Annotated in this window: 19 protein-coding genes and 6 pseudogenes; 7 read left to right on the top strand and 18 right to left on the bottom strand. The window is 64.2% G+C overall.

Going from position 1 to position 25,548, the window contains the following annotated elements:
- The first annotated feature begins 24 nt into the window (after window positions 1-24).
- The 3 genes from ACVWWN_RS21660 (at window position 25) to ACVWWN_RS21670 (ending at window position 3,976) form a co-directional block, all read left to right on the top strand.
- A complete protein-coding gene (locus ACVWWN_RS21660) occupies window positions 25-783 on the top strand; it encodes an isocitrate lyase/phosphoenolpyruvate mutase family protein (RefSeq protein ID WP_457145683.1) in 759 nt (252 codons plus the stop codon).
- Window positions 784-833: 50 nt separating this feature from the next.
- Window positions 834-2,285, top strand: coding sequence for a MocR-like pyridoxine biosynthesis transcription factor PdxR (pdxR, locus tag ACVWWN_RS21665; RefSeq protein ID WP_457145684.1), 1,452 nt, complete (start codon window positions 834-836; stop codon window positions 2,283-2,285).
- A gap of 467 nt (window positions 2,286-2,752) precedes the next feature.
- Window positions 2,753-3,976: a glycosyltransferase gene (locus tag ACVWWN_RS21670; RefSeq protein WP_457145685.1), complete on the top strand. Its 1,224-nt coding sequence runs from the start codon at window positions 2,753-2,755 to the stop codon at window positions 3,974-3,976.
- Here the strand turns inward: ACVWWN_RS21670 and ACVWWN_RS21675 are convergent, their stop codons facing one another.
- The 3 genes from ACVWWN_RS21675 to ACVWWN_RS21685 form a co-directional block, all read right to left on the bottom strand.
- Window positions 3,977-4,828 carry a TIGR03621 family F420-dependent LLM class oxidoreductase gene (locus ACVWWN_RS21675; protein WP_457145686.1) on the bottom strand — a complete coding sequence of 284 codons (852 nt, stop codon included), beginning with the start codon at window positions 4,826-4,828 and terminating at the stop codon, window positions 3,977-3,979. It abuts the gene before it with no gap.
- A gap of 660 nt (window positions 4,829-5,488) precedes the next feature.
- On the bottom strand, window positions 5,489-6,121 hold the full coding sequence (locus ACVWWN_RS21680) for a response regulator transcription factor (RefSeq protein ID WP_457145687.1): 633 nt from the start codon (window positions 6,119-6,121) through the stop codon (window positions 5,489-5,491).
- A complete protein-coding gene (locus tag ACVWWN_RS21685) occupies window positions 6,118-8,115 on the bottom strand; it encodes a hypothetical protein (RefSeq protein ID WP_457145688.1) in 1,998 nt (665 codons plus the stop codon). The genes ACVWWN_RS21680 and ACVWWN_RS21685 overlap by 4 nt, the downstream gene beginning before the upstream one ends.
- A gap of 114 nt (window positions 8,116-8,229) precedes the next feature.
- Between ACVWWN_RS21685 and ACVWWN_RS21690 the strand changes: the two genes are divergently transcribed.
- Window positions 8,230-8,664 carry a hypothetical protein gene (locus tag ACVWWN_RS21690; RefSeq protein ID WP_457145689.1) on the top strand — a complete coding sequence of 145 codons (435 nt, stop codon included), beginning with the start codon at window positions 8,230-8,232 and terminating at the stop codon, window positions 8,662-8,664.
- Between the two features lie 1,153 nt (window positions 8,665-9,817).
- On the opposite strand, the gene ACVWWN_RS21695 is transcribed toward ACVWWN_RS21690, so the two are convergent.
- From ACVWWN_RS21695 to ACVWWN_RS21710, 4 genes and pseudogenes are all read right to left on the bottom strand, one after another.
- Window positions 9,818-11,263, bottom strand: coding sequence for an FAD-binding oxidoreductase (locus tag ACVWWN_RS21695; protein WP_457145690.1), 1,446 nt, complete (start codon window positions 11,261-11,263; stop codon window positions 9,818-9,820).
- 1,344 nt (window positions 11,264-12,607) lie between these two features.
- Window positions 12,608-12,811 (bottom strand): hypothetical protein, encoded by a 204-nt coding sequence (locus tag ACVWWN_RS21700; RefSeq protein WP_457149486.1) that lies wholly within the window; start codon window positions 12,809-12,811, stop codon window positions 12,608-12,610.
- A gap of 129 nt (window positions 12,812-12,940) precedes the next feature.
- Window positions 12,941-13,174 (bottom strand): annotated as a pseudogene (locus ACVWWN_RS21705) (methyltransferase domain-containing protein); the annotation flags it as partial.
- Window positions 13,077-13,762: pseudogene (locus ACVWWN_RS21710) on the bottom strand (aldehyde dehydrogenase family protein). The pseudogenes ACVWWN_RS21710 and ACVWWN_RS21705, both read right to left, overlap by 98 nt.
- A gap of 399 nt (window positions 13,763-14,161) precedes the next feature.
- Between ACVWWN_RS21710 and ACVWWN_RS21715 the strand changes: the two are divergent.
- Window positions 14,162-14,404, top strand: a complete 243-nt coding sequence (locus ACVWWN_RS21715) for a hypothetical protein (protein WP_457145691.1) — start codon at window positions 14,162-14,164, stop codon at window positions 14,402-14,404.
- A 441-nt stretch (window positions 14,405-14,845) separates the two neighbouring features.
- Here ACVWWN_RS21715 and ACVWWN_RS21720 read toward each other — a convergent pair.
- Window positions 14,846-15,792: pseudogene (locus ACVWWN_RS21720) on the bottom strand (M20/M25/M40 family metallo-hydrolase).
- A gap of 64 nt (window positions 15,793-15,856) precedes the next feature.
- Here ACVWWN_RS21720 and ACVWWN_RS21725 point away from each other — a divergent pair.
- Window positions 15,857-16,504: a trimeric intracellular cation channel family protein gene (locus ACVWWN_RS21725; RefSeq protein ID WP_457145692.1), complete on the top strand. Its 648-nt coding sequence runs from the start codon at window positions 15,857-15,859 to the stop codon at window positions 16,502-16,504.
- 35 nt (window positions 16,505-16,539) lie between these two features.
- Here the strand turns inward: ACVWWN_RS21725 and ACVWWN_RS21730 are convergent, their stop codons facing one another.
- Complete coding sequence (locus tag ACVWWN_RS21730) at window positions 16,540-17,769, bottom strand: TerC family protein (protein WP_457145693.1); 1,230 nt, start codon at window positions 17,767-17,769, stop codon at window positions 16,540-16,542.
- Window positions 17,770-18,123: 354 nt separating this feature from the next.
- Here ACVWWN_RS21730 and ACVWWN_RS21735 point away from each other — a divergent pair.
- Window positions 18,124-18,412 (top strand): annotated as a pseudogene (locus ACVWWN_RS21735) (ionic transporter y4hA); the annotation flags it as partial.
- Between the two features lie 90 nt (window positions 18,413-18,502).
- Here ACVWWN_RS21735 and ACVWWN_RS21740 read toward each other — a convergent pair.
- The 9 genes and pseudogenes from ACVWWN_RS21740 to ACVWWN_RS21780 form a co-directional block, all read right to left on the bottom strand.
- Window positions 18,503-19,270 (bottom strand): hypothetical protein, encoded by a 768-nt coding sequence (locus tag ACVWWN_RS21740; protein WP_457145694.1) that lies wholly within the window; start codon window positions 19,268-19,270, stop codon window positions 18,503-18,505.
- A gap of 146 nt (window positions 19,271-19,416) precedes the next feature.
- Window positions 19,417-19,557, bottom strand: a complete 141-nt coding sequence (locus tag ACVWWN_RS21745; RefSeq protein WP_457145695.1) for a hypothetical protein — start codon at window positions 19,555-19,557, stop codon at window positions 19,417-19,419.
- Window positions 19,558-19,741: 184 nt separating this feature from the next.
- Window positions 19,742-20,313, bottom strand: a pseudogene (locus ACVWWN_RS21750) (GreA/GreB family elongation factor).
- An 83-nt stretch (window positions 20,314-20,396) separates the two neighbouring features.
- On the bottom strand, window positions 20,397-20,948 hold the full coding sequence (locus ACVWWN_RS21755; RefSeq protein WP_457145696.1) for a DUF5994 family protein: 552 nt from the start codon (window positions 20,946-20,948) through the stop codon (window positions 20,397-20,399).
- Window positions 20,949-21,297: 349 nt separating this feature from the next.
- Window positions 21,298-21,618 (bottom strand): hypothetical protein, encoded by a 321-nt coding sequence (locus tag ACVWWN_RS21760; protein WP_457145697.1) that lies wholly within the window; start codon window positions 21,616-21,618, stop codon window positions 21,298-21,300.
- Window positions 21,619-21,668: 50 nt separating this feature from the next.
- Window positions 21,669-22,151, bottom strand: a complete 483-nt coding sequence (locus tag ACVWWN_RS21765) for a GreA/GreB family elongation factor (RefSeq protein WP_457149223.1) — start codon at window positions 22,149-22,151, stop codon at window positions 21,669-21,671.
- 267 nt (window positions 22,152-22,418) lie between these two features.
- Window positions 22,419-22,874: pseudogene (locus ACVWWN_RS21770) on the bottom strand (GreA/GreB family elongation factor); the annotation flags it as partial.
- 126 nt (window positions 22,875-23,000) lie between these two features.
- On the bottom strand, window positions 23,001-24,266 hold the full coding sequence (locus tag ACVWWN_RS21775) for an NAD(P)/FAD-dependent oxidoreductase (RefSeq protein WP_457145698.1): 1,266 nt from the start codon (window positions 24,264-24,266) through the stop codon (window positions 23,001-23,003).
- A 712-nt stretch (window positions 24,267-24,978) separates the two neighbouring features.
- Window positions 24,979-25,536 carry a DUF5994 family protein gene (locus ACVWWN_RS21780; protein ID WP_457145699.1) on the bottom strand — a complete coding sequence of 186 codons (558 nt, stop codon included), beginning with the start codon at window positions 25,534-25,536 and terminating at the stop codon, window positions 24,979-24,981.
- Window positions 25,537-25,548 lie beyond the last annotated feature (12 nt).

Below are 25,548 nucleotides of genomic sequence, written 5' to 3' on the forward strand. Positions count from 1 at the left end.
ATACCGCCTAGGAGCACACTACGAATGACGGCCTCTGCCTTCCGTGCACTGCACCAGAACCGCGCCGCTGGTGATCCCCTCGTCCTGCCCGGTCCGTGGGATGTCGGCAGCGCCCGGGCCCTGGCCGATTCGGGTTACCCGGCGCTTGCCACGCCGAGTATCGGCATTGCCGCGTCGCTCGGTTACCAGGACGGCTCGACCCCGCCCGACGAGATGTTCACCGCGGTGGCAAGGATTGTCCGCGCCGTTTCCGTACCCGTGTCCGCCGACATCGAAAGTGGCCACGGCCTTGCGCCCCGTGAGCTGGTTGAGCGGCTCATCGAGACAGGCGCTGTCGGCTGCAATCTGGAGGATTCAGAGCATGATGAGCTCAAAGACCCTGTCCAGCATTCGGATTGGCTCGCCGAAGTACGCGAAGCATCGGGTGACGCCGCCCTGTCGAGGTCCCAGGTGAGGCGGTCACCAACGCTCAGTTGGTGGCGCGCACAGCATTCCTCCGCAGGGATGCTGTCGGTCGAGTTGCAGGCGTTACTGAGAATGGGCGACAGCGAGGTTGTCGATGCGCTTGAGGCTTTGCCGGTGGAGCACCGAATAGTCACCTTCTATGCCGATGTCGAAGGCTGGCGATACACGGAGATTGCGCAGATCACCGGCTGGCCGCTCGGGACAGTCATGTCACGTCTGCATCAGGGCCGTCGGAGGCAGCGCTGGCCGCTTGTTGACGTCGCGAGGAGCCGCGGAAATCTCCGTAACGCCGCCAAAGCTACGATCACCGCCGCCTGAGTCGACGCCTTCGGTATGTATTTGCCAGATAAGCGATATGGTCGATTTCCATGACAGATCCCCGGGGCACCTCCAGCCGCGCAGCGGCTTCGGTGAGCGGCACCGACCTGCATCTGGATCTGAGCGGATCCGGGGTGCGTGCGGGGCTCATGGACGCCCTGCGCGAGTCGATGCGAACGGGGCGTCTGGCACCTGGCACCCGGCTGCCGTCGTCTCGCGCGCTCGCCGCTGATCTCGGTATTGCGCGCAACACCGTGGCCGAGTGCTACGCCGAGCTGATCGCCGAAGGCTGGCTACTCGCACAACAGGGTTCGGGGACCCGAGTGACGCGGCGGGCGCCCCCACGCGGCCCCACGCCTGCCTCTGCCCGAATATCGCTGCCGCCTATCCGGCCGGCGTCCGGACTCATGCCCGGTTCGCCGAACCTTGCCGAGTTTCCCCGCTCGCAGTGGCTCGCCGCGGCACGGCGAGCTCTGACGGCGGCACCTCATGACGCCTTCGGCTATGGCGATCCGCGCGGGCGGCTGGAACTGCGCACCGTCCTGACTGATTACCTGGCCCGAGCGCGTGGTGTGTATGCCGAGCCGGACCGGGTCGTCATCTGCTCCGGTTTCCACCACGGCCTGGCCTTGATGGCGCACACGCTCAAAGCGCGGCGGGCGAAGGCGGTAGCCATCGAGGCGTACGGTTTCGAGGCATATCGAGAACTGCTGTCGGGCGTCGGGTTGCAGACGCCAGCGCTCTATGTCGACGAATCCGGCGCGCGCACAGAGGATTTGGGAAAGTTGTCCGGCGTCGCCGCGGTGCTGCTGACACCGGCGCACCAATATCCGACCGGCGTCGCATTACGCCCGGACCGGCGTGCGGCCGCGGTCGACTGGGCGCGTGGAAGCGGCGGGCTGATTTTGGAGGACGACTACGACGGAGAGTTCAGGTACGACCGTCAGCCGGTCGGTGCACTGCAGGGCCTCGATCCGGAGCGGGTGGTCTATTTCGGGTCGGCCAGCAAGTCGTTGGCGCCGGGCTTGCGGCTCGCGTGGATGGTGCTGCCCGAGGAACTGGTCCCGGAAATCGCCGCGGCCAAGGGCCATGTCGACTGGTCGAGCGCGCTGGAGCAGCTCACCCTCGCGGAGTTCATCGCGGCTGGTGCGTATGACCGCCACGTGCGTTCGATGCGGCTGCGATACCGGCGCCGACGTGACCAGTTGGTCTCAGCCCTGACCGAGCGGGCTCCCGCAGTGCGCGTCACTGGCATGGCCGCTGGACTGCAGGCAGTCCTGGAGCTGCCCGCCGGCACTGAAGAAACGGTGGTGCAGGCGGCGGCCAGGCAGGGTCTGGCCATCAGCGGGCTGTCACAGTTCCGCTGCGACGAGCCCGGACCGGGCTGGCAGTTCCCCGAACGTGATGCATTGGTCGTCGGGTACGCCGGTCCCTCGGACAGCGCTTGGTCCAGCGCAATCGACGCCCTGTGCACGGCCCTCGCCACCAAGGCTGTCCGATGACGCTAGGTGTCGTGGGCGATAGAACCGCTCAACTCGCGGTGCTGGTTCAGCTCGCTTAGTCGTTCGTGCAACGCAGCGTCGATCGCCGTATGCGCGTCGGTGCCCAGTCTCGGATTCCGAGGAAAGCGTCATAGGTGGCCCTCCAGTTGACGCGGGTGCCGTGCGGGACCATCACGCCCTATGCAGGAGACCCGATACACCACCGGCGAATTCGGCTGGCTGCTCGATGTGCCCGAGGTGGCCGCTGTCGGCGAGCTCCAGTAACCGCGACAATCGGCCATCGGCTCCTGTGAGAACAGAACGCCTTGGCTCTGCGAAATCATCGATGACGCTGTGCGGCCGGAAAGGGAAGTGACAACTCCCTTCCACTTTCAACATATAGCGCACCCGGGGGCTTGCGGCAAGGCCCGGGTCATGCCGCAGAATCCCTGGCCGAAGCCACAACCTGCGGAAGTAGAGGTAGCAAGATGCGTGTGTTGTTGTCGACGTGGGGGTCGCGCGGGGACGTCGAGCCGCTGTTGGGTCTCGCGGTGCAGTTGCAGGCACTCGGTGCGGAGGTGCGGATGTGCGCGCCGCCCGACTTCACGGAACATGTGAGCCGTGCCGGTGTGCCGATGGTCGCGGCGGGCAAGTCGGTGCGTGAGTTGGTCCACGGCGCTAAGCCGGCGTCGACCGCGGACGCGCCGCGGGTCGCGGCCGAGCTGGTGGCCAGCCAGTTCGACACCGTGGCGGAGGCTGCCAAGGGTTGTGACGGCTTGGTGGCCTCCGGTCTGATGCCCGCCGGCCAGCGGTCGATAGCCGAGTTGCTCGGCATCCCGTACGTCCTCGTGACGTTTATTCCGGGCGTCCTGCCGTCGCCGCATCAGTCGCCGATGTCTCGGCCGGGTCGGCCGTTCCCGCCGGGCGTGACCGACAACCGGGTGCTCTGGGACGTCGACGCCGAGCGTGTCCAAACGCTTTACGGTGCCGCGCTGAACGCACGTCGGACGTCGCTGGGACTGCCACCGGTGGACAACGTCCGCGATCACGTTTTCACCGATCATCCGTGGCTGGCGGCGGACCCGATCCTGGCACCCTGGCCGGGCTCGCCGGACCTCGACGTCGTGCAGACCGGTGCTTGGATCCTGCCTGATGAGCGTCCGTTGCCCGCTGACCTGGAAGCCTTTCTGGAGGCGGGCCCACCACCCGTGTACGTGGGTATGGGCAGTGTCCGCGCGCCCGCGGACATCGCGCGGGTCGCGATCGCGGCGATCCGCGCGCACGGCCGTCGCGTTGTGGTCGGCCGTGGATGGGCCGACCTGTCGCTGATCGACGAGCGCGACGACTGTTTCGCGGTCGGCGAGGTCAACCTTCAAACCTTGTTCGGGAGGGTGGACGCCGTTGTGCACCATGGCGGCGCGGGTACCACGACGACCGTCGCCCGCGCCGGCGCGCCCCAGGTGGTGGTGCCCCAGATCGCGGACCAGCCATACTGGGCCGGACGGGTGGCCGACCTGGCCATCGGCGCGGCACACGACGGCCCCACTCCGACCACCGATTCCCTCTCGTCCGCGCTCGCCGTGGCCCTGACGCCCGAGACCCGGGCACGAGCGATCGAGTTGGCCGGCGCGATCCGTACCGACGGAGCAGCGGTCGCCGCGAAAATTTTGCTCGAGTTGATCAGCCGGCACAGGTCACCCGTGTCCGGGTAATTACGGCCGGGCGGCGATCAGCAGTTTCTCCAGGGTGTCCCAGGACGTGCTCATGGAATCGGTGATGAGGCTGAACTGGAAGTAGGTGATTCCCAGGTTTTCGCGCATCCGGGTGATGCGGTCGGCGGCAGTGGTCACCGAGCCGTCCAGCACAGTCGCCATCGCGCGTCGCTGGGCATCGGAGGCTTCCGGTGCCAACATTTCGATGACCCGCATGTCGTCGGGATCATCCAGGGAAGGCTGGAAGAAGCCGAAAGCCAGTTCGATCTCATCGAACCGTTCCCCGGCCTGGCGCTTGATGTAAGCGACTCGCTCCGCCAGATCGGCCTCGGTGGTCAATGCTCCGATGGTGATGATGTCGGCCTTCTGCGCGGCCATCGTCAGCATCCGGTCGCCGCTGCCGGCGATCATGATGGGCGGTGCTTGGAGCGACCTCGACGGATGCTCGGCGAAGGCCGACTTGATTGTGTCGACATGTTGGGTGAGCAACCGCAGCCGTCGTCCGGGTGTCGGGAAGGGCAGCCCAGCCATCGCGAATTCGTCTGCAACGTAACCGGCTCCGAGCCCGATCTCGAAACGCCCGCCGGTCACCGATGCGACGGCCGTCAGGTCCCGGCTCAACAGTGCGGGTCGGTAGAAGGCGGAATTGAGCACACAATTCCCCACCCGCACCGACGGGACCGCTGCGGCGATCGGCGCGAGCGGGACCAGGGGAGAGATGAATCCAAGGTGATCGGTTATCAAGATGGTGTCGAACCCCACGTCGGCTGCTCGTCTGGCGTCGTCGACGACATCGCCGACAGATCCCCGGGCGTTCAGTACGATGCCGAACCGCGGCAATCGGGGAGCCATCCAGAGTCCTTCATCGTCCTTCCTCAGGTGTCACCGAGGTTGAACGCAGAGCACCGAACTTCCATTCGGTTCTCGGAAGTGAGAGTTTGCGGTCTCAGTCGCCGGGCAATCCTTGTTCTTCTGACGGTAGCGGTGCAGGTCCCTTGATCAACGGGACCGCTTTCGAGATCGTCGCAAACGACGGCGGAATGGACTCAGTCACAGTGACTCCCGTTGATACTCCGCCCAATGCGAATGACGCGTGCATGGGCTGTCCGCCACTCTGCTCCCAATTCAGGGCAATGACATAAATACCGACCACCACCGTCATAGCGCAGACCCAGAGGACAAACAGGCCTGTCTGTTTGGTCAACATCAGCTTCGCCCCTTCTGCGATACGTCGGAGACCAACTCTGTTGAAAACAAAAGTCTTCGAGATGCAGGCCTTTGCACGGCGGTCTCTGTCGGTTAGAACGTGTGAACGGAGAAGTGGATGCCGTGATTCCTCGCACACGAACAGCGTATTGATGGGTTATGGCACAAGTGGTTTCATTGCTGACGGGCAATGCTCCACACCGTGTGACGACGCACGCAGTCACGCTAGAAACGGGGACGCGTCAGTAGTGGTCGACGGCGGCGGCAGCATCAGCGGTGCCTGACGAATGCTGTTGGGGGCCAGAGTTAGGGTTCGGTGTGTGGTCTACGCGGGGGGAGCAGCGCTGCCAGTTCCTCGCGGGTGGTCGTCCCGGTCTTGCTCATCGCCTTGTAGATGTGGCCTTCGACCGTGCGAACCGACAAGGTCAGTCGCGAAGCAATGTCGCGATTGGACAGACCCTCGCCGACCAGCATCACGATCTCGCGTTCTCGGTCGGTCAGCGGCAACGGCTCGCGGGCCGCACGAAGAGCGGGGGTATCGGCGCCGCCGCATTGTGCGCCCAGCGCTTCTGCTCGGGTGACGGATGAGAGCACAGACCCACGCAGATCGCGATGACGATAGGCGACGGCGGCGTGCGCGGCCGCATCCGTCGCGGCCACCAGATCACCCATCGCCTCGAAATCTTCTGATGTGGCGGCCAATTCAGTTCCATCGCCGTTGTGCAGAGCGCTGGCCAAGCGTGCCGCGATTGTGACCCGGGGCCCGTCTACGATCGTTTCGAGTTCACGCAGACGGGGTGCGCAGGAGCGGTCGCCGAACTGCGTGGCAGTCTGTAGGCAGAACACTTCGGCCGCGAATCGCCCGTTGGCCGCCGCTGATTCGGCGGCCGACTGCAAAGTACTGATCGCCTCCTGAATGGCGCCCTGGCTGGCGCTCACCCACGCACGGGCGATGCTCCGCTCATAGTCGAGTGATCGAAATGGACGATGCAGACCGTCGAGAGCTGCAAGTGTGGCGGTGGCCATGTCAGTGCAGCCGCGCATGGCGAGTGCGGTCGCATAGGGGACCTGATAGCGGTAACCCCAGCCGATGGCGTAGCCCGAGGCGGACAATGCTGCTGTTGCCTCTTCGAGCAGCGCGCATGAGGTATCGAGATGGCCTGCGCCGAGTGCGGCCCGAGCAGCAACGGCGGCGCCGAGCGATTCAGCGGCGCCTGGAAGGTCGGCTGCCTCCTGACGCACGTGCTGGGCCAGATCGCGAGCGTCGGTGATGCGGCCGGCCAACACGAGCGCGCTGAGATGCGCGTCGGCCACATTGAATCGCATGTGCGGCGCGTCCAAACAGCGGGTGGCGACGCTGTTCCAGTCTCGGCGATGGCCACGGCTTCGGCGGCGCGACCGGCGTCTGCAGATATGGCGGCGAGCGCCCAGGCTGTCTCGGTGCCGACGATGGGAGGCAGGCTGTCCAGCGCCAGCTTCTTCGAAGCCGAGGTCGCCGCTTCGGGCCGGTCCATCGCAAACCAGTACATCGTGATCAGGGCGTCGATCCAGCTGCGAGCCTGGCGTGCCGTGGTGTGCGATGCGGCGTCGATGATGTCCTTGGCCCGCGCTGGGTCGGCGAGCGCCCACAGCATGTTGCTGGCCCGCAGATAGGTGAGTCGGGCGTGTTCCGCGTCGGTCAGGTCAGTGACCGGAATGTCGGCGAGCACCGCTTCTGCTTCCTGGCCGCGGCCCAGCCACGACAATGCGTGCGCGCGCAGGAAGTGGGCTTCTGGTCCGGCACCGGCGCCTACGGCTGCTTCGGCGAGCCTGTTGGCGAGTGACAGATCTGCGAGCCAGATAGCGCCGTTGGCGGCCTTGGTGAGCAGACCGACATCTGCGGAAAGGTCGGAGTCGACGCTCAGGGTGGCGCGGCGGATCACGACCTGGATATCGTCGTGGTTGTCGGCGGCAGCCAGTTCGGCAGCGACCAGTCCGCGTAGCCGACGCAGCCTGGTGGGCGGTGCATGCTTCCTGCGCACCTCACCGTACAGCGGGTGCGCCATCCGGACTTCGATGTTGATGTCGACGTGGTCGAGGGTGATCAGCCCGCGTGTATCGGCCTCCTCGACGGCATCTGGATCGACGATCCGTTGGAGCGCAGTCAGATCGATCGGCTCGCCGATGGCGAGTGTGTCTATGACCTCACCAGCCCCCGCGGGCAACGCTCCGATGCGGGATTCGATCATTTCCACGAGGCCGCACGGCATGATCGGATCGCCGATCCAATGCCAATAGCCATGCAGTTTCTTGAGCCGGCCGTCAGCGACCTCCTGCTCGACAATGTGGCGTAGGTAGAGAACGTTGCCTCGGGCCAGCTCCCACAGGCTGCCGGCGGCGTGCGAGTCCATTGATCCGCCCAGAGTGTTCGACAACAGCGTGGTGGTGTCATCGGGCGGCAAAGGCTGTAGATCGAGCCTCTCGAAAAGGCCTGCCTTCCAGAGTTCTTGTGTGCCAGCCGAAACCGGTTCACCGTCACGCACCGTCAGCAGTACTTTCGCTGCGGAGCGCTGCACGATCTGATGCAGGACGAATGTCGACAGATCATCGAGCAGGTGCACGTCGTCAACGCCAACCACCACCGTCGACCCCGGGGGAGCCGTGGTCAACGACTGGATCACCCCACGGACCAAATGAACGGTGTCGGCGCCTTCCGAGGGGGCCCAGGGCGTGAAGGCGCCGAGGGGGAGTGTCCGTGCGCATGACGTGCCGACGGCCCAGTGCGTCACACTTCCCCGCGACGCCGCCGAGTCGAGCGCCTCACGGGCGATACGGCTCTTGCCGACCCCTGCCGCCCCGCAAACCACAGCACCGGACAACCCCTCCTCGGATAGTGCGGCTTCAATGAGTCGCATCTCCGCGAGGCGTCCAGTCAACGGCCATATCAACCGCATCCATACAGGGTAGGAGTGCGGGTGGTGGTGGCGCAGAGCAACGACAAACCTGCTTGTGGTGACCTGATCGGGCAGGAAATCCCCGCCCCGGCCGGTCGTCGGAAGTAGTCGAGGTTGCGGGGTGCAGTCGAAATCGAGTGGTCCGCTACGCACGTCCCCGCTACAGCTTGGCGAGACGATCGAATCCATCGCCGACAACTCGGCGCGAACGAAGGGATTGTTGTGATGAAGAAAAACATCATCTCTGCGGCGATTATCGGCGCCAGCGCAGTATTGGCCAGTTCGGCTGTGGCGACGGCCAATCCGGCGACGCCAATGCCCACGATCGAGTCCTCCGCTGCGCAGCTGTGCGGAGCGATCGACCGCAGTCCCACCGAGGGTGGGGTGATGGGCGGACTGAGAAGTCTCGAGAACACCGGGCTTGATGAGGTGGACGGGGCGCTGGTGCTGATCACCGCCGTCCATCACGTCTGCCCGCAACACGAGACGCTGATCATGGACGCTTTAGATGCGGCCGCGACTGAGGAAGTGTGCGACAAGCGCTGGTGAGGATGGCCTCGCTATTGGGTCTGCTTCAGTTCGGCTGTTCGGCATTACGGACCGCATCGCCATTGCTGGCAGCAGCCGTCGGCCGCAGGGTGCGTCGGTTGCTCGCGGCTACGTTGCCACCGGCGGTTTGGCGCTCGGCCTCGGTTTCCTCAGTTTTTTGCTGACTGTGGTACCGCCGCTCCCGGGTCTTGGCCGGCGAACTCGACTCATCCGGCGCCCCCGTCCTACCCGGCAGACCCGTCTTGGCCGTCACCGCCCCCGCGTTGGGGATCCTTTCCGGCGGCCCCTTCATGGCCGGGTGAGTCGTCGCATCCGTGCTGCTCGCGGTGATTCAACCTTGCGGCGATGAATTATGTTCTTCCGCTGAGGAATTCGGTCGGGGACGTATTCAGTCGATGTCCGGATTGTTCTGAAGGTGAACCACAGTCGCGAGCATTCGGCTCGACCAATGTAGTCGGCCGAAGTGCAGAACCAGCGTCGCCCGTAACACGCCAGACTGGCACGGCAGGTTGGCGTGCAGACTGCGGTAACCCCAGAACATGTACAGGTTGCCATTGACCCTGCTTTGACTGACGACTTTGCGATGATGTTGATGATGAGAAACCGCCGGAAAGGCCGCTTGCTGAAAAGTCAGACCAACTCACCCGACATGCCGCGGCCGGCGTCCGGCCGGAAAAGTGGTGCGAGCATCGGGACGGCGCTGGGATCGTAGTGGAACCAGAATGCTTCGCCCTCGCCGCGGGGTCCGGCGACGATGCGCAGGGCGCTGCCGGTGAAAACCGGAATGGCCCGCCCTTTCGGGAATGTATGGTCTACAACGGCCTTGAGCGACGCATGGGCGGTTGGGCTGCTAATCAGCGCTGAAAAAGTGTCCTCAAAGCTTGGGCATTCTCCAGGCAAGCCACGCCAGATGCATCCGCCTGGTGGCAGACCGTGACGGGGTCACCGTAACTGATCATCGGTGGTTCCATTTGGGCCCGAGGTATCAAATTCATTTTCGTCACAGGCAATTCTCGTAACGGCAGGCCTGTGGGGTTCCGGGGCGCTGACACGCTGCAGGTCAACGGATTTGCTCAGATGGGCGGCCACGGCACCGTGTGCCGTCAAGATGCCATCGCTTGACTCGTCACCGTGACGAAAGAATGTCGTTGGATCATCGCTTGTCTCCTCTGGTTTTGGGCGACGCCGTGTCTTCGGGTGCGATGTTGTGGTTCATGCGGAACAAATTGCGTGGGTCATACCGTGCCTTGATGGCAGCCAATCGGTCGTAGCGCGCGGGACCGTAGATCGCACGCAGCTCCCTGGCGGTAGTGCCCTGGCCAGCACCGAGAAGGTTGGGCATTATCTCGTCCTGAGCCCAGGGCGAAAGTGCGTCGATCAGCGTGGTTAGCTGCTCGTCGAAAACGGCAGTCATGTCGCGTCGTCCGCCACCGGAGCCGAACAGCGACCAGCGTGCATCGCGACCGGGGACGGCGTTCGGTACCGCCGGTTGACGTTGCAAAGCTCCACCCAGCCGGCACAACTCGACGAATCGAAGGTGGATGTTCGATTCGGAGCCGAGCATGTCAAGCACGACGTCGGCGGCCACACTTGGGAAGGCCTGCAGGGATATGGCGCGCTGTACCCGTGCGATCGGCATAGGCGGGTCCATGAATGCCGAACCGCTGTTGGGGTAGCCGTGCTCGCTAATCGTGTCCAGGATCGTCGGGCCGATCATGCGGATGGGCGTCAGCACCGGTGCAGCGTCTTTTCGCGGCAGTAGCGAGGAGAACCGCACTTGAATGACGAGGCGGCCACGCAGGGGCTCCGGCACCGTGGGCATTGGCGGCCAGCGCACAAAAGCAACGGAGGAACTTATCTCCTCCGGTAGGTCAACCGCCCACTCTTGCCATGTATGCAGCACTTCCGCGGCGTCTTCGCCCGCGAACACGAGAACCCCGCCATAGACGCTTCTTGCAGGGAAGAGGCTGAACTCCAGGGCGGTGACGACCCCGAAGTTGCCCTTGCCGCCGCGCAGTGCCCAGAACAGGTCCGGCTCTGAGTCGGCGGTGACCCGACGCAGGTCGCCATCGGCGGTGACAATCTCGATCGCTCGCACGTGATCGGCGGCGTAGCCGTGGGTGCGGCCCAGGATCGGGCTGGCCCCACCGCCGAGGTGGTAGCCAACGACGCCCACGTCTCCAGAACTGCCGCTGATCGCCGCGAGCCCGTGCTTGTCGGTCAGGTCCAGGACCTGTTGCCAACGGGCACCGCCCTCGACGCGGGCGAAGCGTCGGGTCGGGTCGAGAAATCGTACGTTCATCCGGGAGACGTTGATCAGCACCGAGTCCTCGGCAGCGCGGGCCACCTGATGCCCTGTCGCGAGGACGGCCACCGGCAAATCCCGCTCAGCGGCGAACCGAACCGCCGCCTGCACATCGACTACGCTGAGCGCGCCCACGGCGACGGCTGGCCGTACCGGAGTCCACAGGTTGGATGTGTCACATTCGACGCGATAACCGGCCTCATAAGGCAGTAACACCGGACCGGCGACCTGCGCCGCGAGATGGACAGTTTCGGCGTAATCCCATGACCTCGGACCGCCGTGGGTTGGACTCATCACGCGTCGCGGTGTTGGCTGCTGTGGCTGGCGATATTCATCGCGGCCCCTTTCATGTATGGACGAGTCCACTGGTGAGCAGGCGCCTGTCGCCCGGTCCCGAAACGGCGCTGTCTGGACCGGTTGCGAGGCAGTCAAATGCCCTCGAGCCGTCCAGGTTTTGTAATGCGTATCAATCATGGGAGTGCGTTGTGAGCTCCCAACGTGCCATGGTCATGGGTAAACGAACCGATGCAGTCGTGATCGTGGTGGCCACAGCAAGATGTCATTCATCGAGTGTTGAACATTCACACTGGTGTGAAGGTCAAATGGAAGCTTGAACACACTGCGACGCGATGCCGGTTTTGTTCTCGCAGAAGCGCCATCGCCAGATGCAGAAACTCGATAGTGTCGGTAAGTCGATAATCGTTGCCCCATTGACTATTTCGTTACAGCGACATTTACAGGGCGAGTCTTTGTGCGTGCTGCGGCAGGGCTCGCCGTGGAAGGCATATGGCACCTCGCTCCGTTGCTCGGGCTCGGGCAACGTGCACTGGACCTCGCGATCGCAGCTGGTGCAAACGTCTTTCGCTACCAAAGCGATTCGGAATGAGTGCAGTCCAGATCGACGAGGCGGCCACAAACGGCCATGAAGTTGCGGAACGCGCGTCTGCACGCCTACCATGTGGCCGTTCTGATCGTCGTGCACGGCGCGGCCGTTTCGCCGAAACAAGGCCGATGCAGCAGATCTGGCGCGACTCCAACACCGCGGCACGACATGCCGCCCTTAACGCCCATATCGGGTACGAGGTACTCGAGGCCCAGGACACGGGATCGCATCAGTACGGTCCCGCCCCACGAACTCGCGAACGCCGGTGCGCGAACCGCCGAGATCGAGCAGAGCGGGTATGACGTCTTAACGCGATTGAAGCAGGCTGCGCCCCAAAGCCGTTGAATAGGGTTATGGATGATCCGATTGTCGAAGACGAGGACGAAGAGCCGATTGTGTGCCTGTTGTGCTTCATGATGGGTGTCGGCCGCTGCCAGTGCCTAGGGGAAGATTCCTCGAAGTGAATTTCGGGTGACGTCACGGCGTCGATGTTTCCTAGGTCGTCGAGCAAATCCCCGTATTCGTTTCGATCACCGGTGTTTTGGCTCGCCGCCGAATTGCAACGTGACCCGTGTACGCGGTACAGGAGATTGGTCGTTGGCCGACGACCATCACGGAGGCTGCCGACTCAAGTTGGCTCTCGCAACATGATTCGTCACAGTGACGATTTGCCATCAGCTCGCTTTCGGCGGGAAGCGGGGTCACAGCGCGAGGCCTGTGGCGGTCGGACGTAGTCTGCGTGACAAGGTGAATCATCACTGTGTGTCGATCTGGATTTCGTCTTCGGTCACCTCACCAGTTGCGAGTAAGCGTGGCAACACTTGTCGCAGACAGTCCGTGACCCACGGCAACAGCATCGAATCGTCGCCGCTCTCGACAATGGTCTCCCCGAAGAGGTGGGGGACGGGTAGTCCGGCATCGGTGAACAACAGCAACGTCGCCATAACGAACGCTGACATCTGGTGTCGGAGTGGCAGGCGGTGTGGAGGTGACGTCACGGGTGGCGTCCATCTCGTGGAGCGCGACGATCCCGCCTGGGCGAGCGAGGCGCTTGATCGCTGGAGGAATCGAACCGGGTGGCGCTGGTGGATCAGGACGTAGCGGCAGATGGCCGCATCGAAGTCCGCAGGTGCGTCATACGTTTCGGCATCGTGGCGCGCGAACTGAACATTGTCGAATCCACGCTCTCCGGTTCGCTGCCTCGCGGCATCGATGACTCCTTGGTTACGATCGATGCCGATTACCGGACCGGTGGGTCCGACATGCTCGGCCGCGAGCATCGCCACATCGCCTAAGTCGCAGCCGATGTCGATTACTCGCATGCCTTTCTCCACGCCGGCCCTGACCAACAGGCGCTGTGTGATGGGCCTCAACATCTTGTCGCATTAGGCGCTCGAACTCGTGCTGGTCGTGGCCGAACACGTGATTGGTGTTGTGCATCGAAATCCTCTTCGGTGTCGGCTGGGCGTCAGCCGGTCGGCTGCAGGTGGTAGATCGATTTGAGTGTTGGTAGGCGGCCAGTCCTTCGGGACCGAGCTCGCGGCCGACACCGCTGCCCTTCACTCCACCGAACGGGGCCGCGATGTCGAGCTGGTAGCCGTTGAGTCCGATCGTGCCGGTAGCCACTTGGCGGGCCACCTCGGTGGCACGATCTGAGTCGGTCGACCACACCGAACCCCCAAGGCCGAACTCGCTGTCGTTGGCGATGTCGATCGCCTCGGCTTGGAAGTCGTAGGCGATGACGGTCACAACCGGGCCGAAAATCTCTTCGCGGGCGATGCGGTCGGTGTTGTCGACGTCGGCGAAAACGGTGGGGGAGACGAACCAGCCGCGAGGTTGGTCCTTCGGATTCTCGCCCCCGACACCAGCCTGGCACCGTTGGCCTGGCCGATGTCGATGTAGTTGAGCACACGGTCGCGCTGTCGGCTGCTGACCAAGGGCCCGACCTCGGTCCACGGTGGCGGTCGCGATCAGATCCACCGTTGTTCGGACTGTCCTGCCGGTCGACGAATATCGGCGAGGATGTGAGATGTGAGCTTGACCAGTGGCCGTTTGAGCGACTCGACCGCACGGTGATCGGGCAGGGCTGGTCCAAGGATGGCGATGTCGCCCGAGGGCAGCGAGAATGGGCGGGGCAAGCCAACTGAAAGCCGCCGCCAACTGGTCCTGCCGGTTGCCTGGGTGTCCGTTCGGCATGGTCAATGGCGAGTGGCGGTGATTGCGTCGCAGTTCGAGCACGTGTCGATCACGGTTGGATGAGGACGCCTGTCGTCGGGCACAGAAGCTTTCACTTGCCGCAGCCTGGCGCTATGGCAGATGCCTCGAACGTGCGGCACGACACCATCGTGGTGCCCGAGGGGATGAGCCCGGCCGAGGTAAAGGCGCTGGCGGAGCGGAAGGCTCAAGCTCAAGTCGGCGAGGATGACATGGTCGCCTTTTTGCATCTCCACGGATCACGACCGGTCGGCGGTGAGCATGGCACTGAGGTCGAGTGGCGTTACAGCTACCAGGTGATACCGCCTGGCAGTCCCGCTGCTGATACGGCCGGCTGACTGGAGCGGCGGTGCGTCGTGCGGGGTGGTGTCGCCTTGCCGCTATAGCGCTTCACTGGCGAATACGACCGGTAACGCTGATGCGTGTCGCTCGAGTGGCTGTCACCTTTGAGGAGGCAATGTGTGGCGATTGGTGGGTTCAAAAGGAGGTCGGGACGACCGGCTTGTGCGGGGGCGGTTCCGGCGGCGGCGGCTCTTGTCTGCCGCCGAGTTGGTGGCATAGGGCATTCTGCGGCGGCGCGCGGGGCTCTCCGGGGCGCGGAATCACATCACGTTGAGTAGGTGGACGGCCCAGTCGTTGTCGTGGCCGCCTGCACGCACGTCGGCGACCTGGCAACCAATTGGCCTGAATTTCTCAGAGTCGTGCCCTGCCTTTGTGCGTGCAGCTGCTGACGTGTCACGTAGGCCCGGCTCCTACGGAGTGACGGGCGGCGGACGAAGTCAGTTGGGCGCTAGCCATGCCATCGCGGCGACGACCAGAGCCTGGGTTCCAGTGTCGAGGGTGGGCTGGATCACGGGGGCGAAGGCGGTGGAGTGATTGATCGGGATGTCTTGGTCGATTTGTCCGTGGTCAGCGGCACTCTGATAGGCGACAGGGTCAATGCCGCCGATGCCCCAGTAGGTGTAGGGCGCGCCGAGGGCGGTCGGGATGTCGCTGAAGTCTCCGCTTGCAGACTACATTGGCAGCGTCTGGTAACGGCGCCCGAAAACGTTGTGAATGCGCCACTTACGCGAGAGGTTGTCGGCAGGTCGTTGTCCGTCAACGGGTATCGGTTGAAAACATCAAATTCGGGTTCTCGGGGCGATCCGGAGGCCTGTCCCAACATGGCCGGCCGGCGCGGGCAGGACGTGCTGGGCGAATGCAACATCGACTGTGGGCAGGAGGTTCGCAAGGCCGTCATCGACCATTGCGCGGGCGCCGTCGGATGTTTCCTCAGCAGGCTGAAAGAGTGTGATCAGGGTGCCGCTCCAGTGATCGCAGCCAGCAGCCAAGAGTTGGGCCGCCCCGAGCAGCGCGGCGACGTGTACGTCGTGTCCGCAGGCATGCATGACCGGTACCTCGTTGCCATTGGTGTCGGTGGTTTGCACGGTGCTGACGAATCGAGTCCGGTGGCCTCTTTCACCGGTCAGGCGTCCATGTCAGCTCGCAGCAGCACCGTCGGGCCCGGTCCGTTGCGTAGCACTCCGATCACGCCAGTGCCGCCGATGCTGCCGTGGACGTCATAGCTCCACTCGCCCCGCCGGGCGGCAACTTTGCCGGCGGTCTCGTACTCCTGATGTGACAGCTCTGGATGGGCGTGCAGATCGCGGTAGAAGTCCTCCTGCCAGTGTCGTATCGTCGACAACCCGCTGAGCACTGTCTGTAAGGCGGTCGATGAATCGGTCATGGTGTTCTCCGACCGCGAACGGATACCGACACGGGGCCGGTAGGGGCGGGGTATACCTCGGGCCATGTCTACTGAAACTCCGCTGCTGTTGGCGCTGGACTTCACCGGCACGTTGGTGTTCGCCCTCAACGGCGCGCTGACCGCGGTGCGGGCCGAACGGCTCGACATCTTCGGAGTGATCACCCTTGGCATGTTCACCGGGCTCGGTGGCGGCGTGATCCGCGACGTTCTGTTGGATGCCCTGCCGCCGGCCACGTTTCTCGACTGGCGCTATCTGGCGCTGGCAGCCGGTGGCGGGCTGATTGCGTTCATCCTTAGCCGCCGGCTGGAACGGTTGGCCATGGCGATTACGGTGCTCGACGCCGTCGGGCTGAGCGTGTTCGCGGTGCTGGGCGCCGATAAGGCGCTGAGCTTGGGGTTCGGCGTGGTCCAGGCGCTGATCGTCGGCACGATCACCGCCGTCGGCGGTGGGACGATCCGCGATGTGATGATCCGACGGATCCCGACGGTGCTCAGTAGCGAGCTCTATGCCATCCCGGCGCTGATCGGCGCCGGCTGTGCCGTGGCAGCCAACGGTTTTGGTTACGACGGCACCCTGCCCGCTTTGGGCGCTGCAGCGGTCTGCTTCGTGATCCGCATGATCGGGGTCCGTTTTGATCTCAATGCGCCCCGCCCGCCCGGCACCACTGAGGGCGGCACGACGTCGGGCTGAAGTCGCGTAGAACCACGACGCCGTCCGAACCGTACTTACGAGGTCAATCCCTTGCGGGTGAACGGCTCAGCTTCACCACGATCAACTGCTTCGTCGTGCTTGGCGGCTGCGCGCTCGAGCAGCTCCATGAGGGCCGGTTCGTCGCGGACCAGCTGCCGGTACTTCGGGCCAAGCGACAGAATCTGATCACGCTCCTGCAGGAGCAGGCCGAAGATGCGTTCCCGTTCTGCCGCGCTTCGGGTGTACTCCGAGTCGAGGTAGGCCGCGGCGTGGCGGCCGGCGTTGGCGATGGCGGTCTGGGCCTTGCCCTTGCGGCTGAACAGCGACGCGAGCACGGTGACGACGAGCACACCGAGGATCACTGACAGGGACAGGCCGGTGCTGATCTCGACGACATTGACGGGCTGGCCGTCGTTGATGAACGCGACGTTGTTTTCGTGTAGGGCATGCAGGATCAGCTTCACGCCGATGAACCCCAGGATGGCCGCCAGGCCGTAGGACAGGTAGATCAGCCGGTCGAGCAGGCCGTCGATGAGGAAGTAGAGCTGCCGCAGACCCAGCAGCGAGAACGCCGTCGCGGTGAAGACGATGAAGACGTTTTGCGTGAGGCCGAAGATCGCCGGGATCGAGTCCAGAGCGAACAGGACGTCGGTGCCACCGATGGCCACCATCACCAGCAGCATCGGGGTCATCGCCTGCTTGCCGTCCCGAATCGTGAACAGCTTGTCGCCGTCGTAGTAGTCGGTGGTGTGGAAGACCTTCCTGGCCAGTCGGACGATGATGTTGTCGGCGGTGTGGGATTCTTCGCTGCTCTCGGGTTTGAACATGTTGCCGGCGGTCAGTAGCAGCACCAGTCCGAACACGTAGAAAACCCACGCGAAGGTGTTGATCAGCGCGGCGCCCAGGAAGATGAAGCCGGTACGGGCGATCAGGGAGAAGACGATTCCGAACAGCAAGACCTTTTGCTGGTCCTCGCGAGGTACCCGGAAGCTGGCGATGAGAATGAGGAAGACGAACAGGTTGTCGACCGACAATGCCTTCTCGGTGACGTAGCCGGCGAAGTATTGCGACCCGGCGTCGACGCCGCCGAACACGACCACGCCGACGCCGAACAGCACTGCGATGCCGATGTAGGCCGCCGACCAGACCGCAGCCTCCTTCAGGGCCGGGACGTGGGCCTTGCGGACGTGAAAGACAAAGTCGAACGCCAGCAACCCGACAATCGCAACAATTGTCACACCCCACACCCAGCCGGGGACGTTCATCCGCTACCTCCCGCTAGCGTTGGCGCGCCAACCTCCGCGTACCCGAAGTGGGTGACAGTAGTCATGGCCCCTCGGCGCCTTGTCGGCCCTTGACACCCGAATGCCGTGCGGGTCGCGGCTTGTGCTGACTGATCACCGCATGCGCTGATCTACAGCACGGGATCCATCCAACATCGATTGCGATGATGTGCCCACCATCGATCTCGCCGCATCAGCCAACAAAACGCCCACGGTGCGGCGGTGGTTCAGCTGGTCGGCGGCGGGCATGCTTTGTGGGTGATTGTCCAACGACTATTGCCGTTGACGCGCTGGACGGTCGCGGTGCCTGTGCTGGGCGCCATCATCTTCGCGGTGATGTGGGGATACCAGCCACCGACCGCGGTGCTGGTGATGGTCGGCCTGCTGCTGGCGGTCTGTGTGTTCGCCGCTGTGCATCACGCCGAGGTGGTCGCCCATCGTGTCGGTGAACCGTTCGGTGCACTGATCCTTGCCGTTGCGGTGACGGTCATCGAGGTCGGACTCATTGTGATGCTGATGGTTTCGGGCGGACCCGACACCTCGACGTTGGCCCGCGACACGGTTTTCGCCGCGGCGATGATCACCTGCAACGGGATCGTCGGTCTGGCGCTGCTCGTCGGCTCACTACCATCCTCGGCCAGCCTCACAGCCGCTGCCGACGCCGCCGGGCCCTGCACGGCAGCCGTGCCAATCGAGGTTCTCACACCGGTGTCTTCTAGCCGTATCGTTCGCGGTAGCGTGCGTCGGCGTCGGCGCGGACTGTGCGCGCGAAGTCAAGGGATTCACCGCGCAGATACCCGGCCACACCGAGCGCTGTGGCGGTGACGCCGGGTATCCAGGCGGCCCACGCGGTCTGGTCACCGGCGAAACCGGCCAGCCACGGCGCGAGGAACAACGTAAACCCGACCACGGCCAGGGTCAGGTAATCCCGGGTCGGGTCGGCTGCGAGCAGCGACCACACCGCGATCACCGCCGTGAAGGCGCCCAACCCGATCGTGACAGCGACCGCCGCAGGCGATGACTGCACGACCGTGGCTCCCAGCACCACGGTGACAAGGCCGACGACAAGTGCTGCTCGACTGATCCAACGGGCCACCGCACTAGGCCTCGTCTGGCTGCTGGTGTTCTCGTCGATGCCGGACACGGTCGGCGGCCTGTTGTGTAGCCATCCGATAGCGCCGAGGGCCATCGCGACAAACCCCACCACCCATGCGGTCCATGCGGCTCCTGGATCCGGGGCGAAGCCTGCACCCAGCCAGGGCAGCAGGAACAGTACGAAACCGGACACAAACAAGCCCCAGTGATCGGGGGTCGGATTGCGCACCAGCAGCGACAACAGTCCGAAGAAGGCAATGAACGCAGCGAACCCGAAGGTCAGACCTTCCCCCGCTCGCGTCGGTGTGACTGCAAGTGATGCCACGACCCCGCCGATGCCCAGCACCAACGCGGCGCAGCCGATAAGCGGTCTAGCCCAACTCTTCACGACAAACTCCTCATCCTCACGATGCGTGTATATGTTTCTGATGTGCCTCGGCGTCGAAGATGCAGAACGGCCGGCGGCAGAATCGCTATCGGTAACCGGGCCAGCGCAGCGTTCACCAGGACCGTCTTTGCTGGCTACCCGTCGTCTCATTGGCCGAACACCACCGCAGCGGTGGCCAGTTGCAGCGGCTTCACTGCATTTCGCCGGTCGGTGGCTGTGACGGCTCGGTAGATGATCTGCATTGCCGACCCACATGCGCCGGCTACCACAACGATGAGCAGAACCACGAGTAGGACCACATTGACGAGGTCAAATGTGGTGGCCCACTTAGATCGTCGCTAACAATGCCGCCGCCGGGCTCGACCAACTGTGGCCGTTGGTAGGCCTGCGGTGATATCCAGACACGTTGGGTACTGGTCATTGTCGTCCTTCCGTCTAGCACGGAACTGGGCGAACATCACGCGCCGATAGCTACCGCGCACCGTGGTCTTGCGGGGGCGCGTCTCGATGCCAAGTGCCGGCCGGTGAGTGTGGCTGCTGGGCGGCGGTATCCGTGAAACGGGCTGTGGCCGAAAGCGTCTGTGTGCGCATAGCCCGTGAGGCACTGCGTCGAGCAGCGTCACAGGCACGGTGTCCTTGCTCGGAATCGAGTATGTGCGCTGTTCGCCCGGGCGTGCCCCGACGATGGCGCTGCCCAAGGGCGATTGCGCGGAGTACACCTCGATGTCGGCGTCTTCGGCGCCACGCACACCCAACAGGAACGTTTCAGTGTCGCCGGTGTCGTCGTAGCGCACGGTCAGCACCATGCCCGGTTCGGCCACGCCATCATCTGGTGGATCCTCACCGACGATCGCGTTGGCCAGCAGGTCATGGATCTGACCAATGCGTGCTTGGCGGGCCCGGTAGGCGGCGACGACGTTGTTGTCGTAATCCATGAAGTCGTCGGGGACTTCGATGGCCGGTTGGGAACGCAGGCCGGCCAGTTCGGCCTGCAGGCGGATGTAGGCCCGCCGTGTCATCCAAACACCTTGGGCGGTGGTCATTGTGGTGGTGTCCTCTCATGAGAATGGGTTGTCGTCAGGGACGGGCCGCCTGCGACGGGGTGGTTCACGGGCGGTGTGGACGCTCAGGCGTCCTGCATCTGAGCCTGGGAGCGTGGTGCTGGCACTGCGCCTCCGTCGGATTCCCATCGCTGCAGCGCGACGGGGGAGAGCAGGGGATCGCCAGTGCGGCGTGTGCCGATGCCGAGTAGTTGGTCGGGTGTGGACGCATCGTTGACGCTGGCCGCAGTTGTCACCGCGTTGTAGGCGTGCGTGGATTCGGTGTGTGGGGGTACCACCAGCAGGTCCAGCCTCCCGAACCGCGGACCGAATAGAGATACGACGTTCGGCCACTCTTGGTGGGCGCCAAGCATTACCTGGTCGCCCTGGTGTTTGATGCTCAGGGGTGCTGAGGACCAGTCACTTTCGTGATAAAGCACGCTGTCGATTGAGCCGACCCGTAACGAGAGTGCTGCCAGAAGTGCGGGCAGTTCGCCGGTCAGTTCTGTTGATCGGGGCCACCAGGCGCCTTGGACAAACCCGCACGACCGGTGTGCGGGTTTCAACTGCAGTCGCAGGGTTCCGATGGCCGGCCGGCGCGCTGATGCGTCGGCGATGTTCTCGGTGATTGCTAACATGTGTTGCCTTGTCTTGTTGTGGAATCGTGTGTTCAGGACGAGTTGTGTTCGGGCGCCGGGGTTGTCGAGCGCATGCGTTCGCCGTCATATTCCATGGGCGTATAGATTTGAGTGGCTGGCTTGCCGCAGTCCGACAACAGTTCAGCTGGCGTTTGTCGCGGTAGAACAGCGCAGGATCGTCGGGCTGGCCATGGCCGTGCTCGATAGCTCGCGAACCTCTAGTTTCCCGAGATTCGTGCCGAAGGCGCCGTCCTGGCACGCATGTCAGCGGTCATCGCGGCCGTATGCCGCGGCGGCGATGAGCCACAACACGGCGATGACGAGGAACATTGCACGGATCGGGTCGAGGTCAAACATACAGCGATCGCCTTGTTTTGTCGCGGGTCCTGCCCGCGCCGGATGTCGGCGCAAGAGCCGGGCGCTGGCTTGCGTGCTCGCCGACGCCGAGCCTGCCGTCGCTGCCATCATGAGGCGGCGAGGTGGGCAGTGGACTCGAGCAGAGTTCGGCGGCGATGCGCGTGTCCTTGTCAATGAGTTCGGTGATGACGGCGTGCAGGATTCTGTTTTGGGCGAACAGCTCAGTTTCGCGGGCTTGGAGTTCGCGGATTCGGCGGTGGGCCTTGTTGAGTCGGTCGTTGAGTGTTACGAAAGTGGGAGCTGTCGGAGACATGGGATTCCTCTTAACCATCTGTGGGCGTCGTGTTTTGACCGTTTGCGGTCTCAATGGATGGCGGGCTGGTTCAGGTCAGCGATGTGAAGGCCGTAGGGCACTGCTTTGAGCAGCGTGACGGCCAGGGCGGCACCCGTGGGCAGGTGGTAGGTGCGGCGTTCACCGGGGCGTGCCCCTGCGATGGCGGCGCCCAACGGGGATTGGATGGAATAGACTGCCATGTCCGCGAATTCGGCGCCGTGCACGCCCAGCAGGAATGTGTCGGTGTCTCCGGTGGCGTCATGGCGGACGGTGACCACCATGCCGGGTTCGGCTATCCCGTCGTTGGGGGGATCCTCGCCGACGACGGCGTTGATCAGCAGATCATGAATCTGTTGAATCCGTACCTCCCACGCGCGCCTCACGGCGGCGGCGTTTTCGTCGGTATCCCCATCGGCGATTCCGGCGGAGAACAAAAAACGCAGAGTGCCCAGTTCCCGGTGGAGCCGCTCGTGGGCCTGCGGTGAGATCCACACACGTGGCGTAGTGGGCATATCAGTTCCCTTCATTGGCTTGCACCTCGGTGAGGTCTTGGACTTTCGGCCTAGCGTTCCCCGTGCCCAATAGCGCATCGAGCATGCGCCGACGGGCCCGGTACACGTCGTTGTCCATCGAAGGTCGCCGGTCTAGGTAGCGGAGCGGGCGCGACGCGAGGCCGTCGCTGTGCGCGTGGGTGTCGGTTCGCTGCCTGTTCGCGTGGCCACAGGTCGCTCAGGGCCGCGTCTCGGTGGCACAGACTGTCGCCGGACGGGTTTCGGGGCGTGCATTCCGTAGGGCACCGCCTTGAGGAGCGTCACGGGCAGGTCGGCCCCACTGGGGATGGAGTAGGTGCGCTGCTCGCCGGGGCGTGCCCCGGCGATCGCGCTGCCCAACGGTGATTGCATCGAGTACACGTCGATGTCGGCGTCTTCGACGCCACGCACGCCCAACAGGAACGTTTCAGTCTCACCGGTGTCGTCGTAGCGCACCGTCAGAACCATGCCTGGTTCGGCGACGCCGTCGTCGGGCGGATCCTCACCGACCACGGCATTGGAGAGCAGGTCTTGAATCTGGCGGATACGTGCCTGTCGCGCGGTGTAGTTCGCGACGAGGTTGTCGTCGTAGTCCATGAAGTCCTCAGGGACTTCGATGTTGGAACGTGAACGCAGCGCGGCCAGTTCGGCCTTCAGCCGCGCGTAAGCCTCTCGTGTCATCCAAACGAGGTCGGTGCTAGTCATTTCGGGTGGTGTCCTTTCGGCTTGGGGGTTGTCGTCAGGGGCGGGCCGGAAAGAAGCGCCGCCCCTGACGACTCGGGGGCCCATGATGGGCGTGGTTGGTGGCGGTGTGGACGCCGGATTGCGGGTCTAGCGGCCGGTTCGGCGCAGCGGGTCGAATTCGCGTAGGGCTTCGGGTTGCTTGCCGGTGGTGATCTGTTCGGCCAGCAGCCGACCGGTCACCGGGCCGTGCGCCAGTCCCCACATACCGTGACCGCCGGCGACGTACACGCCGCGCGACATCTCCCCGATGAGGGCCCGCCCGTCGGGGGTGACCGGGCGCGGACCCACCCAGATGTCGCTGCGTTCGGCCCAACGCACCCCCTCCAGCAGGGGGCTGGCCGAGGCGACGATCGCGCCTACCCGTGCCGGCACCGCCGGTTCGTCGGGGTCGCGGAACTCCATGGTCCCCGACACCCGCAATCCTCCCTGGTAGGGCGTGCACGCCACCCGCACGTCGGGCAGATAAATCGGCCCGGGGATGGGGCGGTCCACGGGCACGGTGAACGAGTAGCCGCGACCGGCCTGTACCGGCACCCGAACCCGGGTTCCTGCCAGCCGGGATAACCATGCGCCGGTGGCGATCACCGCGGTGTCGGCGGTCAACGGCTTGCCGCTGCGTGGGTAGACCGTGATGCCGCTGCCGGAGCTGAACACACTGCGAGCTTCCAGCGTGCGCATCGTTGCCCCCCGGTCGGCGACCGCCTGTCCGAGAGCGTGCACGAATCGGCCCGGGTCGACGAAGCGCTGACCATTGATGTTCAGCGCGGCGGTGATCGCCGGCGATGCCAACGGCACTTGTTCGCGTAGCGCCGCCCCGGCCAGTGCAGTGACAGACATTGTCTGTCCGGCGGTTTCGAGCGCGCGAAGCTCACGCATCATCTGTTCGGCTTCTTCAGTGGTGCGAAACATCGCAGTGATCGGGGCGTCGGTCACCGGCGCGTCGACTCCATTGGCGACGAGCACGTCGTAGGCCTCGATCGCTTCCGCGTTGAGCGGCACATTGGCCCGTGCCGCCCGCCGCCACGAAGAACGCCGGCAGTTGGCGGCGAACTGGACCAGGAAGCTGGCCAGCCCGGAGTCGGCCTTCAACGGAATATGTAGGGGTGCGGCCGGGTCGAGTAGTGAGCGCAGCCCGTAGCGCAGCACGCCCGGAGAGTTCAGCGGCATGGTCAGCGCCGGCGAGATCCAGCCGGCGTTGCCCCACGAGGCGCCGGCGGCCACACCGGTGCGGTCCACCACGGTGACATCGACTCCGCGCTCCTGCAGGAACCACGCCGTCGACAACCCGACGATGCCTGCACCGACCACGATCGCTGATCGCGGACCGCCGTCAATGCGCTCGACGCCACCCATCACAAACCTCCACCATTGAACTTTCGTTGTTATCTCCATGGTGGCGTGCACGGACCCCGCAACGGTTGCTGAAATCGGACAACCCGCCGACGCCGGATTGTTCGTATTCGACAACGCCGCTTTATATCACCGGTAGTGCGCGGACAGTGAATTCAGCCTCGGGTGAAGAGCACGTGAATAGGGAGCGGGCTGGCTTTTTATTTTTTCTGACGTATGGTCGGGACAGGTGGTTGCCACTTCGATTAAGGGAGCGACAATGGCTGACAAATCTCCGGGCAAAACTCGTCGAAAGCCCGCTCTGTCACTCAAGGAACGCCGGGCTGCCAAGCGCACCAAGGTCATAGAGTCGACACCGATGGCGCGCAAGCGCAAGCGCTGACCCTATAGCCGCTTTCTCAGCTGGTATAGCAAAAATGCGACACAAATTCCCATAACCGGTTTTTACCGGTGGGCACGCCGTTTCATGCCGCGCCGGCTACCGAATGCGAAGCAGTCCAATCGTCACGCTGGGCGCGAATGTGCACATCGAGTTGAATCTATGCTGGCTGGGGCGACAGTGTGGGCCAGTTGCTCCTCGGTCGGGTCGGTAGACCACGCTGCACTTTGCCGCGCGTGCTGCTGGACCCGGCCGGGTCGATGCGCTGTGGGTATGCGGGGGCGATGCAACGTATACCCACAAGCCGCGACCAGGCGCGGCAAGCCCTACTGAGCGTTACCGAACGGAATCTGCACGTTCGCGGCGTTGATGCCCCACGGCGTAACGTTTCGCCGTCGGGACCACCACAGTGGTCCGTCGCGACGCAGGACGGTCCTCCTCCGCCGCGCGCATCCCGATCGCTAGCAGCTCCTCGGCGGTCGACACGTCGTCGGGGTCGGCTGCCGCCATCACCGCGGCGTGCGCAGCGGTCGGGTTGGTGTTGGAGGGAACCACCAGCAGCACGAGCGTTCCGAACTTCTTGCCGCTGACGGTCAGTGTGTTCGGTGAGGTGTTGCTGGGCTCGAGGATCACGCTCTGGCCGCGAAACTCCATCCGCAATGATGCTGAGGCCCAGCTGTTCTCGGCGTAGATGACCCGCTCGATGGTCCCCGGCCGCGACGACAAGGCCGCCAGGAGGTGCCGAAGTTCGATGTACAGTTGGTCGGTCAGCGGCCAGCAGCCGCCCTGCACGAAGCCTGCAGAACGGTGGGCGGGCTTCAGCCGCAATCGCGGATGTGCGATCGTCCACGGGCGAGCTTGGGTGGTTTCGAAGGACAACGGTGGTGCGGACATGGAGGTTCTCCT

The sequence above is a fragment of the Mycobacterium sp. URHB0021 genome (assembly GCF_054057895.1).